The sequence below is a fragment of the Kerstersia gyiorum genome (assembly GCF_004216755.1).
GTDB classification, from domain to species: Bacteria; Pseudomonadota; Gammaproteobacteria; order Burkholderiales; family Burkholderiaceae_B; genus Kerstersia; species Kerstersia gyiorum.
Genome location: NZ_SGWZ01000007.1, coordinates 130253 through 144545, shown reverse-complemented (window position 1 = coordinate 144545; position 14293 = coordinate 130253). Strand labels below are relative to the sequence as shown.

General features: G+C 61.8%; 11 protein-coding genes. 4 read left to right on the top strand and 7 right to left on the bottom strand.

Annotated features, from left to right (window positions below; all coding sequences use genetic code 11):
* Positions 1-200: 200 nt before the first annotated feature.
* The 3 genes from EV679_RS16560 (at position 201) to EV679_RS16550 (ending at position 3447) form a co-directional block, all read left to right on the top strand.
* A complete protein-coding gene (locus EV679_RS16560) occupies positions 201-890 on the top strand; it encodes a TetR/AcrR family transcriptional regulator (protein ID WP_130487800.1) in 690 nt (229 codons plus the stop codon).
* 124 nt (positions 891-1014) lie between these two features.
* On the top strand, positions 1015-2112 hold the full coding sequence (locus EV679_RS16555) for a carboxynorspermidine decarboxylase (protein WP_068370208.1): 1098 nt from the start codon (positions 1015-1017) through the stop codon (positions 2110-2112).
* Between the two features lie 63 nt (positions 2113-2175).
* Positions 2176-3447 carry a saccharopine dehydrogenase family protein gene (locus tag EV679_RS16550; RefSeq protein WP_068370211.1) on the top strand — a complete coding sequence of 424 codons (1272 nt, stop codon included), beginning with the start codon at positions 2176-2178 and terminating at the stop codon, positions 3445-3447.
* 78 nt (positions 3448-3525) lie between these two features.
* Here EV679_RS16550 and EV679_RS16545 read toward each other — a convergent pair whose 3' ends face one another.
* The 6 genes from EV679_RS16545 to ppk1 form a co-directional block, all read right to left on the bottom strand.
* On the bottom strand, positions 3526-5301 hold the full coding sequence (locus tag EV679_RS16545) for a DKNYY domain-containing protein (protein WP_130487799.1): 1776 nt from the start codon (positions 5299-5301) through the stop codon (positions 3526-3528).
* Positions 5302-5506: 205 nt separating this feature from the next.
* Positions 5507-6319 (bottom strand): phosphate ABC transporter ATP-binding protein PstB, encoded by an 813-nt coding sequence (gene pstB, locus EV679_RS16540; RefSeq protein ID WP_068370213.1) that lies wholly within the window; start codon positions 6317-6319, stop codon positions 5507-5509.
* A 52-nt stretch (positions 6320-6371) separates the two neighbouring features.
* The gene (gene pstA, locus EV679_RS16535; RefSeq protein WP_127774727.1) at positions 6372-7253 is read right to left on the bottom strand and encodes a phosphate ABC transporter permease PstA; all 882 of its coding nucleotides are present in this window, start codon (positions 7251-7253) and stop codon (positions 6372-6374) included.
* 35 nt (positions 7254-7288) lie between these two features.
* Positions 7289-8299: a phosphate ABC transporter permease subunit PstC gene (pstC, locus tag EV679_RS16530; RefSeq protein ID WP_068370214.1), complete on the bottom strand. Its 1011-nt coding sequence runs from the start codon at positions 8297-8299 to the stop codon at positions 7289-7291.
* Positions 8300-8419: 120 nt separating this feature from the next.
* Positions 8420-9463 (bottom strand): phosphate ABC transporter substrate-binding protein PstS, encoded by a 1044-nt coding sequence (gene pstS / locus EV679_RS16525; RefSeq protein ID WP_068370216.1) that lies wholly within the window; start codon positions 9461-9463, stop codon positions 8420-8422.
* A 93-nt stretch (positions 9464-9556) separates the two neighbouring features.
* Positions 9557-11641, bottom strand: a complete 2085-nt coding sequence (ppk1, locus tag EV679_RS16520; RefSeq protein ID WP_130487798.1) for a polyphosphate kinase 1 — start codon at positions 11639-11641, stop codon at positions 9557-9559.
* 212 nt (positions 11642-11853) lie between these two features.
* Between ppk1 and ppx the strand changes: the two genes are divergently transcribed.
* Positions 11854-13344 (top strand): exopolyphosphatase, encoded by a 1491-nt coding sequence (gene ppx / locus EV679_RS16515; RefSeq protein WP_130487797.1) that lies wholly within the window; start codon positions 11854-11856, stop codon positions 13342-13344.
* Between the two features lie 76 nt (positions 13345-13420).
* On the opposite strand, the gene EV679_RS16510 is transcribed toward ppx, so the two are convergent.
* Positions 13421-14251, bottom strand: coding sequence for a GNAT family N-acetyltransferase (locus tag EV679_RS16510; protein WP_130487796.1), 831 nt, complete (start codon positions 14249-14251; stop codon positions 13421-13423).
* Positions 14252-14293: the final 42 nt, after the last annotated feature.

Genomic DNA, 14293 nt, shown 5'->3' with positions numbered 1-14293 from the left:
CGCCATTTGGGGAGATATCTGATGCCCGTCCTTGCGCGATGCCCGGAGGCGCTCAGTCACATCGCCGCAATCTCCCCGCCCGCCATCGGCACGAATCGCAGAACATGCCGTGAAAATACCGCAAAAAGCCTTGACTTGAGGGGTTTTCGCTCGTTCCGTCAGATTGACAAAAAACCGTCCGGGCGGTATCTTCCCCTGCCATGTCGATAGCTCATCAGCGCAAGAAACAGCCTGAATCGGTACGCCGGCAATTGCTGGATGAAGCGGCGCGGATTGCGCTCGAACATGGCCTGAACGGGCTGACCCTACGGGCCGTGGCCCAGGAAGCAGGCGTCAGCAAAGGCGGCCTGCTGCACCATTTTCCCAGCAAGCACGCGCTGCTGGAAGCCATGTGCGATGAGTTCCTGCGGCGCCTGGACCGGCAGATCGCGGCACTCATGCAGCAGGACCCGGTCCCCCAGGGACGCTTCACCCGCGCCTACCTGGATGCCATGAGCAGCGCGCCGGCCAGCGCGCCATCGCAACGCTGGGCCGTCCTTTCCGTCATGCTGTTTTCCGAACCGGCCTTGCGCCAGCGGTGGCATGAATGGGTCAGCCGGCGCCTGAATGATGACTGCGGTGGCCAGGTGTCCGTCGGCGCCTGGATCGTCTGGTTCGCCACTGACGGCCTCTGGCTGTCGGATCGCCTGGGCAACCCCAGGCCGGATGGCCCGGAACGGCTATCCATCATTGCCCGCCTGCGGGCTGAGACATACCGGCAGGATGGCTGTTCCATCCCGCAAAACCCTTGCCACGAAGCGAATCTTCGCGGCAACGCCGCCGGCAACATGCCAGCCAGCGCCGTGGAACCCACCGGTCCCCTCGCGGACCGCTCCTCCATCGGCCAGTAAGCTGCCCCCCGCCGACGGCAATTTCCGGCTAGCGCCTGCTGCCTCCGGCCTGATACCAGGCTGGGCGGCCGGCATTGTTTTCACCCAGTCAGTTAGACGCGCCTGAACTTTCCGCAACTGCCAAATGATCCAGACTCCTTACTACCTGATAGATGAATCCCGCCTGCTGCGCAACATGGAGAAAATTGCCCATCTGCGGCAGCGCTCCGGCGCCAAGGCCCTGCTGGCCCTGAAGTGCTTCGCCACCTGGTCCGTCTTCGGGCTCATGCGGGATTACATGGACGGCACGACATCGTCCTCGCTGCTGGAAGTGCGCCTGGGCCGCGAGAAATTCGGCGGTGAAACCCATGCCTACAGCGTCGCCTACAGCGATGCGGAAATTGCCGAGGTCGTCTCCCATGCTGACAAGATCATTTTCAACACCATCGGCCAGCTGCAGCGCTTCCGCCAGGCGGCCGACGGCATCCCGCGCGGTTTGCGGCTCAATCCGCAGGTGAGTAATTCCCCATACCTGCTGGCCGACCCTTCTCGCCCCCACAGCCGGCTGGGCGAGCACGACCCGGCCCGTGTCGAACCTTTCATCGGCGACATCAGCGGCTTCATGATCCACAACAACTGCGAAAACCGCAGTTTCGAGAGTTTCGACCAGATGCTCTCGCGCATCGAAGCCCGGTTCGGCCATCTGATTGCCCAGGTGGACTGGATCAGCCTGGGCGGCGGCGTGCACTTCACTGCTGACGACTATCCGATCGACGCCCTGGCAGACCGCCTGAAGGCCTTTGCCGACACCTATGGCGTGCAAATCTACCTGGAACCGGGCGAGGCCGCCATCAGCGGCAGCGCGACGCTGGAAGTCTCGGTGCTGGACACCCTGAACAATGGCAAGGACATCGCCATCGTCGACAGCTCCATTGAAGCGCACATGCTGGACCTGCTGGTCTACGCCCTGCCTGCCCGCATCGAACCCGACGCTGGCGCGCACCGCTACATGGTGTGTGGCAAGTCCTGCCTGGCGGGCGATATTTTCGGCGAGTTCAGTTTCGAGCAGCCACTGCAGGCCGGCGACCGTATCTCCATCCAGGATGCCGCTGGCTACACCATGGTCAAAAAGAATTGGTTCAACGGACTGAACATGCCATCCATCGTGGTACGGCGCCTGTCCGGTGAAACCGAGATCGTCAAAACCTTCGGGTACGACGATTACGCAGCGAGCCTCTCCTGACAGCCGTTACTGGCGGGGCTCTCCCGATTGTTCCCCTTTTCTCAACGAGGGTTTGATCGAGAAATGAAAAAAAATGTCCTGATTATTGGCGCTGGAGGTGTCGGGCAGGTAGTCGCCCACAAATGCGCCCAGAACAATGATGTGCTGGGCGACATACACATCGCCTCGCGCTCCATTGAAAAGTGCCGCGCTATCGCCAGCGATGTGCATACGCGCCGCAGCATGAAGATTGCCGGCAAGCTCGAAGTCCATGAACTCGACGCCATGGATAGCGCCGCTACCCGCGACCTGATAAACAGGACGAACGCGCAAATCGTCATCAACGTCGGATCGGCCTTCGTCAACATGCCTGTGCTCGAGGCCTGCATCGAAACCGGCGCAGCCTATCTCGATACGGCAATCCACGAAGATCCCGCACACGTCTGCGAACAGCCTCCGTGGTACGCAAACCATGAATGGAAGCGCCGCGAGCGCTGCGATGCCGCAGGCGTCACCGCCATCCTGGGAATAGGTTTCGATCCTGGCGTCGTCAATGCCTATGCCGCCCTGGCAGTCAATGAATACTTCGATAGTGTCGATTCCATCGACATCATCGACATCAATGCCGGCTCGCACGGCCGGTACTTCGCCACCAACTTCAACCCGGAAATCAATTTCCGCGAGTTCACCGGCACGGTCTGGACCTGGCAGGACAGCCAATGGAAAGCCAACCGCATGTTCGAGGTCAAGCGCGAGGACGACCTGCCTGTGGTCGGACGCCAGGCCAGCTACCTCACCGGCCACGACGAACTGCATTCGCTGTCACAGCATCTCAATGTGCCCAACATCCGCTTCTGGATGGGTTTTAGCGAACACTACATCAACGTTTTCAACGTACTGAACAATATCGGCCTGCTGTCCGAAAAGCCTGTGACGACCGACTGCGGCCAGACCGTCGTGCCGCTGCAAGTGGTCAAGGCCGTCCTGCCGGACCCCGCCTCGCTGGCACCGGACTATACCGGCAAAACCTGCATCGGCGACCTGGTGAAAGGCCGCTGGCAAGACCAGGAACGCGAGGTGTTCATCTATAACATCTGCGACCACAAGGCCGCCTACGAAGAAGTGGGCAGCCAGGGAATCTCCTATACCGCAGGCGTACCAGCCGCTGCAGCCGCCGTGCTGATCGCCAAAGGTGAATGGGATGTGCGCCGCATGGTCAACGTCGAACAGTTGCCGGCACGGCCACTGCTTGCCTTGCTGGAAACCATGGGCCTGCCTACCCGCATCCGCGATGAACGCGGCGAGCGCTCCCTCTTCGAAGAAGAGCTGGAACTGGAAGACGCGGCGCGCGCCTGATTTTTCGGCACGCCCCCCTTGCGCCAGAAACGCCTCCCTCCAGGGAGGCGTTTTTCATGGGCAGCCAGGCCCTGCCGCTCAAGCCCCCTGAACAGTATCCCGCAGCACCCGTATCCCGTGCCCGGCCAGCCATGCCGGGAGGGCAGCCAACCGCATTGGAATGTCTTCGCCCTTCAGGACATAGCGATGCGTCCTGCCCTTGCGCACCTGAATGCTGAAGCCCGCCCGCCGGCCCTGCTGGCCGCCGGGCGTGGCGTCATGGATGGTCACGCAAGACACTTCCGCCAACGGGTAGAAAGTGTGCAGCAAATTGCCAGCGTACAGCCGCCCGCCGTCCACATACAGAACCGGGCGCCCCCGCCAGCCGACGGCCTGCCAAAGGAAACGGTAGCCAAGCAGCGCCAGCACCAATGCAGCCAGGGCTACGCCCAGCGCGGCCGCGACACCGAAGAAACGATAGACGGAACGCGCCATGCCCAGTTCCCTCATGGGTGTCGGCGTCAATTGCCCTGCTTCGATACGCGCGCGCAAATCCTTGTTCGACAAGGGTGGCAAGGATGCATCCAGCAACCACTGCCGCGTAGGCTCGTCCGCAATGCGATAGATGGGCTGCTCCAGGCCAAGCGACCAGCGCTCGCCGGGCAGGAAATACATCCGGCTGCCATGGCGCCATACCTCTCCCAGCCCCTGGCGTGCCTTTCCTGCCGAAACCCACCCGCCGGGTTCGCCATCATCCAGCATCCAGAGGCGCGTCCAACGTTCCTGCAATACCCTGCCACCCTGCCGCCCGCGCCTGATCCACTCCCTGCCGGCGTGCAACACCAGCACCTGACTGCCATTGCTCGCCAGACGGTCCGACAGCGGCCGCCAGCCGCCGGTACGAGTCACTTCCGAAGTCAGCCTCAGGACCTCGCCGCGCACCGGTTCAGCGTAATAGACGCCGTCCGTTCCCGCCAGCAGCATGTGGTTCACCGGCGCATCCGGCGCACTCAGCGGCAGATAGGGCCCCTGCCCGGAGTCAAAGGCCAGATCCTGGGTATAGGCGCTGCCCGCCGGATCAATCAGGGTCTGCGGCTGGCGGTCGCCGCCCGCGATACTCACGACATACATGGCCGGGCTGGCCGGAATGTCCAGGCGTTTGCCCCGGTAATAGACATGGCGCGTATCCGCCAGGTAATCACTGGACCCAACCGCGCGGCCCCCACGCGACCAGGGCAGCACACGGATGTTCAAGGGATCTGCCCCAGGCAGCAACTGGCCTGCCAGATACACCAGCCGGCCATCGGTCGCCAGATGCGCACCCGGTAAAATGCGGTAGGGCACCGCGCTTTCAGGCAGTTGCACCCAGGCATGGATATGCGACTGGCGGCGTGGGCCCAGCCCCAACGCGTGTCGCTGCGCCTGCCAGAATCCTGCCAAGCCCTGCTGATCTGGATTGGCCGCGCTGCTTTCGCTGCAGAAATAGGTGGTGCGGCCGTCGCTAACGTAGTCCTGGCCCAGCACGACCGTCCGCGTCGGATTCATCCCGGCCAGCACATGGTTGCCGCAATATACATGCGTCCGGTCCCGCCCCATGTGGAACACCGAGCGCTGTTCCGCCTCCAGCGGTGCAAAGCTGGCTGGGTCCGCCTGCGGCATGGCGACCAACCCACTGCCCACCACCTGCGCATGCACGACGCCATCCACCAGGAAAAAGCGGCTGTGCCCATAGCGCTGCCCCTCATTGCGGTCCGGCCTGTCGATATCGCCAAGCAAAATCGCAACCAGATCAGCGACCAGCAGCAATGCCAACGCAGCCAGCGCCCACAAAACCATGCCCTGCCTGCGCGTCATGTCACCGATCACCCGTTTCATTGCATTGCCAGCATTGTAATGAGAGACGCGATACTGAAACGCCCATCAACACCCCCACCCTCGCCGTGCCTTTGGCCCGGGGCTTCCGAGAAACGCTTTGCCCAGGGCCGCTCCGGCAAAAAAAAGACCTTCCCGGCGCAGGCGAAGGCCCGTCAGCCAGAGAAGGTCCAGGCACGGCGCCAGGCGCCGGCGCGGCAAGCGTTGCTTAGCCGAAACGGCCGGTAATGTAGTCCTCGGTTTCCTTGCGCGAGGGCTTCACGAACATCTGCCCGGTCTCGCCGAACTCCATCAGCTCACCCAGGTACATATAAGCCGTGTAGTCCGAGCAACGGGCAGCCTGCTGCATGTTGTGGGTCACGATAACAACGGTGTATTCGTTCTTGAGTTCCGCAATCAGCTCTTCAATCTTGGCGGTGGAAATCGGGTCCAGCGCCGAGCAGGGTTCGTCGAGCAGCAGGACTTCCGGCTTGATCGCCACGCCGCGAGCAATGCACAGGCGCTGCTGCTGGCCACCGGAGAGACTGTGGCCGCTCTGGTGCAGCTTGTCCTTCACTTCATTCCACAGCGCGGCCTTGCTCAGCGCCCATTCGACCCGCTCGTCCATTTCGCCGCGGCTGAGCTTCTCGAACAGTCGCACGCCGAAGGCGATGTTGTCGTAGATGCTCATGGGGAAAGGCGTGGGCTTCTGGAAGACCATGCCGACTTTGGCGCGCAGCAGCGAGATGTCCATCTTGGTGGTCAGCAGATTCTCGCCGTCGAGCAGGATTTCGCCCTCTGCGCGCTGCCCCGGATAGAGCTCGTACATGCGGTTGAAGGTACGCAGCAGCGTGGACTTGCCGCAACCCGACGGGCCGATGAAAGCCGTCACGCGATGTTCCGGAATCGTCATATTGACGTTGCGGATGGCGTGGAACTTGCCATAGTAGAAATTCAGGTCATTGACCTGCAGCTTCGCGGGCTCACTGGGGATCTGGATGTGCGGAGCACTCGTCTTGGCGGCGGTAGCGGTATTTTCCATGATGAATCCTGGACAGCAGAGTATTCGGGTCGTATGCGCGGAGGATATGCGTTCAGTGCTTGCGGAACAGGCTGCGCGCAAGAATGTTGATGGCCAGCACGAAAAGCGTGATCAGCGCGGCGCCGGCCCAGGCCAGCGTGTTCCAGTCCTTGAAGGGGCTGGCTGCGTATTGGAAGATCACCACCGGCAGGTTGGCCATGGGCGCATTCATATTGAAGGACATGAACTGGTTGGACAGCGCGGTGAACAGCAGCGGTGCGGTTTCCCCAGCAATCCGGGCCACAGCCAGCAGCACACCGGTGATCATGCCCGAGCGGGCAGCGCGGTAACAGACCATCAGGATCATGCGCCACTTGGGGCAGCCCAGGGCGAAGCAGGCTTCACGCAGGCTGTTAGGCACCAGCAGCAGCATGTTGTCAGTCGTGCGGACCACCACGGGGATCACCAGGATGGACAGCGCCACGGCGCCCGCCCAGCCGGAATAGTGCCCGACCTGGTAGACATAGACCGAGTAGATGAACAGGCCGATGACGATGGACGGCGCCGACAACAGCACATCGTTCAGGAAACGTGTGGCCGGCGCGAGCCAGCCTCGCTGGCCATATTCCGCCAGGTAGGTACCGGCCAGAATGCCGATCGGGGTGCCGATCAGCGTGCCGACACCCGCCATGGCGAAGCTGCCCAGAATGGCGTTGGCCAGGCCGCCAGTCTGTCCTGGCGGCGGGGTAATTTCGGTGAACAGCGACAGCGAGATCGCGCCGCCACCCTTGACCAGCAGCGTAAGAATGATCCAGAACAGCCAGAACAGGCCGAAGATCAGTGTTGCCATCGACAGGCCCAGCATGACTTTGTTGGTCATGCGGCGGCGCTGGTAGATGCCGTTCTGCATGTTGATGACCGACTTGTTGCCGGAAGAAGCGGAATTCGTGGACATGGTGAGTCTCTCTTGCCTAATGTTTCCGGTCCGGTTCAGCTCTTGGTGCCTTCCGAGCGCGACAGGCGCAACAGCAGGACCTTCGAACACGCCAGCACGACCGTCGTGATCAGGAAGAGGATCAGGCCCAATTCGATCAGCGCGGATTTCTGCATGCCGCCCGCCTCGTTGAATTCATTGGCCAACGCGGAAGCAATCGAATTGCCCGGTGCGAAAATGGAATCCGGAATGCGGAAGGCGTTGCCGATGACGAAGGTGACGGCCATGGTTTCACCCAGCGCCCGGCCCAGGCCCAGCATGATGCCGCCGATGACGCCAGAGCGCGTGAAAGGCAGCACGACCTTCCACATCACTTCCCAAGTGCTGCTGCCCAGGCCGTAGGCCGATTCCTTGAGCATGGGGGGCACCAGTTCGAACACGTCACGCATCACCGAGGCAATGAACGGGATGATCATGATGGACAGGATCAGGCCGGCGGTGAAGATGCCGATGCCGAAGGGCGGGCCGGAGAAAAAGCCGCCGATGACCGGAATGCTGCCCAACACGGAAATCATGGTGGGTTGCACGTATTGCTGGAAGACAGGTACGAACACAAACAGGCCCCACATGCCGTAGATGATCGACGGAATGGCGGCCAGCATTTCAATGGCAGTGCCCAGCGGGCGGCGCAGCCAGGCGGGGGACAGCTCGGTCAGGAACATGGCGATGCCGAAGGACACCGGCACGGCGATGATCAGCGCGATGAAGGACGTCAGCAAGGTGCCGACAATAGGCACCAGCGCGCCATAGGACTCCTGCACCGGGTCCCATTCATTGGTCCAGAGGAAGGACAGGCCATACTCGGAAAGCGTTTCATGGCTGCCATAAATCAGCGACACCATGATCGCCGCCAACAGGATGAAAACCAGGAAAGCGAATATTCGGGTGAGATTCCTGAACAACGCATCCATCAGTGCGTTGCGGTTGGGGGTTTCGGGGACCGGGGCGCCTGTCGCCGCCTCGGGCTGACGCACAGCCTGCTCGCTGTTATCCATTACCGCACTCATGGGTGCATCTTCCTAATATTCAACAGAATCATTGCAAAAAAAATGCCGGGGTATGTTCTGAGGCAGCCCCCGGCCCAGGTGCCGCGGAAGCGGTCGCCCGCTTCCGCCCGGCCCTGCTGATTACTTCCAGATCGCGGCGCCGTCGGCAGCCTTGATTTCCTGCGCCCAGATGGTGCGGATCTTGCCGGTCACAGCTTCAGGCAGAGGCACGTAGTCCAGCGCGGAGGCCGACTCCTGGCCGTTCTTGAACGCCCAGTCGAAGAACTCCAGTACAGCCTTGCCTTGGGCCGGCTTGTCCTGGGTCTTTTGCACCAGGATGAAGGTGGCTGCCGTCACGGGCCACGAATCATCGCCAGGCTGGTTGGTCAGGACCACGCCCATGCCGGGAGCGGCATCCCAGTCGGCGTAGGCAGCAGCAGCGGCAAAGGCCTTCTGCTCAGGCTGAACGAACTTGCCGGCGGCATTCTGCAGCTGCGTCCAGGCCAGGTTGTTCTGCTTGGCGTAGGCGTATTCGACGTAGCCGATCGAATTCTTCAGCTGGCCGACATAGTTGGCCACGCCTTCGTTACCCTTGCCGCCCTGGCCCACCGGCCACTTGACGGCCTTGCCTTCGCCAACCTGCGACTTCCAGTCGGCATTGACCTTGGACAGATAGTTGGTCCAGCCGAAGGTCGTGCCCGAGCCGTCCGAACGGTGCACCACGACGATGTCAGCGTTGGGCAGGGTCACGCCCGAGTTCAGCGCGGCAATCGCGGGGTCGTTCCACTTCTTGATCTTGCCCAGGAAGATGTCGCCCAGGATCTGGCCCGACAGCTTCAGCTGGCCCGGCTGTACGCCGTCGATATTGACCACGGCCACGGTGCCGCCGATCACGGCGGGGAATTGCAGCAGATTGTTTTCCTGCAGCTTTTCGGCGTTCAGGGGGTCATCGGAAGCACCGAAGTCCACGGTCTTGGCAATGATCTGTTGTTGACCGCCGCCCGAGCCGATGGATTGGTAATTCACCTGGTTGCCCGTCTGGGCCTTGTAGTCCGATGCCCACTTGGCGTAGATCGGATAGGGGAAGGACGCGCCGGCGCCAGTGATGTCGGCGGCATGCGCGGACAGGGTGAACGCGCCAAAGGCGACACCAACGGCCAGCTGCTTGAAAACACGTTTGAACATTGCAATCCCTCAGGTCTTGTTAGGAAGTCACTGACAGGCATCCAGCCTGTACGAACGCTATCGTAGAGTCTGTCGATGACAGAAACATGACAGTCATGACTTTCCAAGCAAGGCCATCAATTTGTCGTGCAGGTTATACGCTTCGCCACGGCCGCGCACCCGCGCATAGTCGCCATCGGGGCGTTGCTGCCAGGCCAGCTGATTGTCACGCAACGCCATCAGGAAGGCTTCACTGATGACCCGGCGCTTGAGCTTGCGCTCCAGGATGGGGAAACCCAGCTCCACGCGGCGGAAGAAATTGCGTTCCATCCAATCAGCCGAGGACAGATAGACAGTCTCCTTGCCGCCGTCGTAGAAATAAAACACCCGGGAATGCTCCAGGAAGCGCCCGACGATGGAGCGCACCCGGATATTTTCCGACAGGCCCGGCACCCCGGAACGCAGCGCGCAGGCGCCACGCACGATCAGGTCTATCTTCACGCCGGCCTGGCTGGCCGCATACAGTTCCTGGATGATGTCCGGCTCCAGCAGGGCATTCATCTTGGCCATGATGCGGGCCTTCTGGCCTTCGGCCGCCGCGCGGGCTTCGGCGCGTATCAGCGACACCATGCGTTCGTGCAGGTTAAACGGCGACTGCAACAGCAATTGCAGATTGCGCCGCGCCCCCAGCCCGGTCAACTGGGAAAACACTTTGTCCATGTCGTCGCACAGCGCAGGGTTAGCCGTCAGCAGGCCGAAATCGGTATACAGCCTGGCGGTGCGGGGGTGATAGTTGCCAGTACCCAGGTGACCGTAGCGGCGAATCTGGCCGTTCTCGCGGCGCAGCACCAACGCCATCTTGGCATGAGTCTTGTGACCGACGACGCCATACACCACGTGCGCCCCGACCTCTTCCAGCTTGGCCGCCCAGTTGATATTGGTCTGTTCGTCGAAGCGGGCCATCAACTCCACCACAACGGTGACTTCCTTGCCGGCACGCGCGGCCGCCATCAGCAGGCGCATCAGTTCGGAGTCTTCTCCGGTGCGGTAGATGGTCTGCTTGACCGCCACCACATCGGGGTCCAGCGCCGCCGCCGTCAGGAAATCAATGACGGGCTGGAACGATTGATAGGGATGATGCAGCAGACGGTCGCCCGCCGCGATCGCGGCAAACAATTCCGCCGGTTTGGCGCCGCGCTGTGAGAATGGTTCCGGCACGGGTGCCCGGTAGGAAGGAAACAGCAAGGCTGGCCGGTCCGCGACGTCGCACAGGCGCATGAGGCGCGACAGATTCACCGGTCCGCTGACGCGATAGGTATCCGCCGCCGTCAGGGCGAATTCCTTTTGCAGATAGACTTCCAGGTCCTTGGGCGCGCGCGTATCGAGTTCAAGCCGCACGGCAGCCCCGAAATTGCGTTGCGACAGCTCCCCCTGCAAGGCCTGGCGCAGATTGGTGACTTCTTCCTCGTCCACGAACAGGTCGCTGTTGCGAGTCACGCGCCACTGGTAGCAACCACGCACTTCCAGGCCAGGGAAAAGCTCGCCGACGAAGGCGCGCATCAAGGCCGTCAGCAGCACATAGCCGTGCTGCATGCCGGAAACCGCCTCGGGCATATGCACCAGACGCGGCAGTGCCCTGGGCGCCTGGACGATGGCAATGGAAGCATTGCGGCCGAAGGCATCGGTACCGGACAGCGAAACGATGAAATTCAGGCTCTTGTTGTACACCCTGGGGAACGGATGCGCCGGATCCAGGCCTATGGGTGTCAGCAGCGGCATAACGTCGCGCAGGAACATGTCGAAGGCCCAGGCGCGCTGCTCCTCGGTCCAGCGGTCCACGTGCAGCAGCGCGATCCCTTCCTTTTCCAGCCGCGGCAGCAGTTCCTCGCTGAGCAGTTCGTACTGTCTCTCGACCAGATCATGCACGCGGCTTTGCACCAGGCGGAAGGCTTCGTCCGGCGTCAGGCCGTCGTCACCACGCAGGTCCGGCGTCAGGCGCTGCTGCTCTTTGAGACTGGAGACGCGAATCTCGAAAAACTCATCAAGGTTCGAATTGACGATGCAGACATAACGCAGCCTTTCGAGCAAGGGCGTATCTTCCCTGTCCGCCATGCTGAGCACTCTTTCATTGAACTTGAGCAGCGACAGCTCCCGGTTCAGAAGCAATGCATCCGGACGGATGGAAACAGTATCAGGCATGGGATCTCTTCAACAAAATCGGCAGACGGAGAAAAACTCCTACTTTTACTTCAATAGAATGACATAAATATGACAGCACGCCAAAGCGCCTGCCATAGGGCCATCAGGGATTAATTCCCGAACAATGGAAAAATTCCGTTGCTGTGCAGCATTCTGGCTCTTTCATAAATCTATAATCCGGCAACTGCATATAACTGATAACAAGGGGAACCATGGATAACCTCCTGGCCGCCGTAGACCTCGGCTCCAACAGTTTCCGACTGTCCATCGGACGAGTCGTGCAGGAAGCCGGGGTCAGTCAGATCTACCAGGTCGACAGGCTCAAGGAAACGGTACGACTGGCTGCCGGCCTGGATGCCTCACTGGTTCTGGCAGACGAAGCCATCGTCCGCGCCACTGAAGTCCTGCGCCTGTTCGGCGACCGCCTTCGCGATTTCCGCCCGGACCGCGTCCGTGCCGTCGCCACCAATACCTTCCGGGTCGCGCGCAACGCCGATCAATTGCTGGCCCGCTGCGAAGCCGCGCTGGGCTTTCCCATCGAAGTCGTGGCTGGCCACGAAGAGGCCCGCCTGATCTATGCCGGCGTGGCGCATTGCCTGCCTTCCTCCACGGCCCAGCGGCTGATCGTCGACATCGGCGGCGGCTCCACCGAACTGATCATTGGCAAAGGCTACCGGCCCTTGCAGGTCGCCTCGCTGCACATGGGCTGTGTGAGCTTCAGCCAGCGCTTTTTCCCGGATGGCCAGATCACCAGCGCCAGCATGCAGCAGGCCGACCTGGCAGCCCGCCGCGAGATCGAAACCATCACCCGGCGCTACAAAAAAGTGGGCTGGGCCGAGGCCTTCGGCTCGTCCGGCACCGCCAAGGCGCTCTACGCGATCCTGACCGAATCCGGCCTGTCCAGCCAGGGCATCACTCTCAAGGGCATGGAAGCGCTGAAAGCCAAGCTGATACGCTCGGGCAAGGTCATTGCGTCCGAGCATCCCGGCATCAAGCTGGAACGCGCCGACGTGCTGCCCGGCGGTCTGGTCATCATGGCCGCCATTTTCAGTGAACTGAAAATAGAATCCATGCGTACTGGCGACGGCGCGCTGCGTGTCGGTGTCCTGTACGACCTGCTGGGCCGCGAAGACGAACACGATACGCGCCAGGAAACCGTCGATCAGTTCATGCGGCGCTACCACGTGGACCAGAACCAGGCGGAGCGCGTCCGCGACGCCGCGCTGGCGCTGTTCGAGCAATGCCGTCCAGCGGAAGTCGACCACGAACTGGTACTGGCGCTCAAATGGGCCGCCAGCCTGCACGAGATCGGCCTTTCCATTGCACACAACGGCTACGCCCGTCACACCGCCTATGTGCTGGAAAATGCGGAAATGCCAGGCTTTTCCAATGACGACCAGGAATTGCTGGCGCAATTGGCCTTCGCCCACCACGGCAAGCTCTCGCGCCTGCCCGGCAAGCCAAAGAATGATGTGAAATGGCGCGCCATTCTTTGTCTGCGCCTGGCCGCCCTGCTCTTTCGGCGGCGTCAGTCCATGGCTCGACTGCCGCTCTCGCTGGCCGTCAAGAACAGCCAGATCAGCGTCAGCATGCCGAACGGCTGGCGCCGTACCAACCCCTTGCTGGAATACGCCCTGGAAACTGAGGCCTCAGAATGGCGCAAAGCGGGTTTTTCTTTCGAAATCCTTGAGCGTCAGGCGTAAGCTGCGCGTCGCCCGCAAATAGCGGCGCAACACCAAACGGCGCAGCCGTCTGTCAGACCGCTGCGCCGTTGCCATCTCAGGCCTTCCCGCCAGGCTGATTGCCCAGGGCGGGCAACCCTTCCGCCAGCAGGGCATCCAGCCCGAAGTGCTTGCGGTAACGTTCGTCCATTTCATCGACCGTCAGCAACATGGGAAAATCGGCCGTATTGAAATCAGGGTCCCAGGCCGGCTCGCCGCAGACCTTGGCTCCGATTTTCAGGTAGCCTTTGATCAGCGGCGGCAGCTTGGCCGGCAGGCTGTGATTCAGGCGTTCGACAGGATAACGATGCCAGGGCGCCACCTTCGGGCCCGGGCCACGGATCTGTGCTTCGGCCTGGCGATAGACTTCCGCCGCCGTCACGCCATCATCACGCAGCGGCACGCTGGCGCAGCCCAGCACGTAGCGGAAGCTGCCGCGCACCAGGAACTCCGACAGGCCAGCCCACAGCAACATGATCACTGACCCGCTGCGGAAATCGGCATGCGTGCAGGAACGGCCGAACTCGACCAGCTCCTGGCGGATTTCCCCCAGGCCGCTGAGATCGAACTCGGATTCGGAATAGTAGGCACCCGCGCCCCGCGCGCCTTGCGGCGTCAGGATGCGATAGGTGCCGACGACGCGCCCCGTGCCCAGTTCGCGCACCATCAGGTGTTCGCACCAGGGATCGAAACGATCTCGATCCAGGCCGTCTTCACAGCCATGCAGCACCGCGCCCATTTCCTCGGAAAAGACCTGGTAGCGCAGCCGCTGCACTTGCTCGATTTCCTCGGCCGTGCTGGCCAGGCCCGCGACCAATCCGGCCTCCCCATCGGGGGGCCAGGATTCTCCGGCCTCCTGAGGCGTAGAAATTCGGGCTAATTCGAGCATGCATGGACTCCTTGGCAAGGCATCATAGTGTCGCTCAGCGAC

Excerpts from the sequence above, each read along its gene's own strand:
- ppx (WP_130487797.1), top strand. The coding sequence starts at position 11,854 with ATGGATAACCTCCTGGCCGCCGTAGACCTCGGCTCCAACAGTTTCCGA.
- EV679_RS16550 (WP_068370211.1), top strand. The coding sequence starts at position 2,176 with ATGAAAAAAAATGTCCTGATTATTGGCGCTGGAGGTGTCGGGCAGGTA.
- pstB (WP_068370213.1), bottom strand. The coding sequence starts at position 6,319 with ATGGAAAATACCGCTACCGCCGCCAAGACGAGTGCTCCGCACATCCAG.
- EV679_RS16555 (WP_068370208.1), top strand. The coding sequence starts at position 1,015 with ATGATCCAGACTCCTTACTACCTGATAGATGAATCCCGCCTGCTGCGC.
- EV679_RS16560 (WP_130487800.1), top strand. The coding sequence starts at position 201 with ATGTCGATAGCTCATCAGCGCAAGAAACAGCCTGAATCGGTACGCCGG.
- EV679_RS16545 (WP_130487799.1), bottom strand. The coding sequence starts at position 5,301 with ATGAAACGGGTGATCGGTGACATGACGCGCAGGCAGGGCATGGTTTTG.
- EV679_RS16510 (WP_130487796.1), bottom strand. The coding sequence starts at position 14,251 with ATGCTCGAATTAGCCCGAATTTCTACGCCTCAGGAGGCCGGAGAATCC.
- pstA (WP_127774727.1), bottom strand. The coding sequence starts at position 7,253 with ATGTCCACGAATTCCGCTTCTTCCGGCAACAAGTCGGTCATCAACATG.
- pstS (WP_068370216.1), bottom strand. The coding sequence starts at position 9,463 with ATGTTCAAACGTGTTTTCAAGCAGCTGGCCGTTGGTGTCGCCTTTGGC.
- ppk1 (WP_130487798.1), bottom strand. The coding sequence starts at position 11,641 with ATGCCTGATACTGTTTCCATCCGTCCGGATGCATTGCTTCTGAACCGG.
- pstC (WP_068370214.1), bottom strand. The coding sequence starts at position 8,299 with ATGAGTGCGGTAATGGATAACAGCGAGCAGGCTGTGCGTCAGCCCGAG.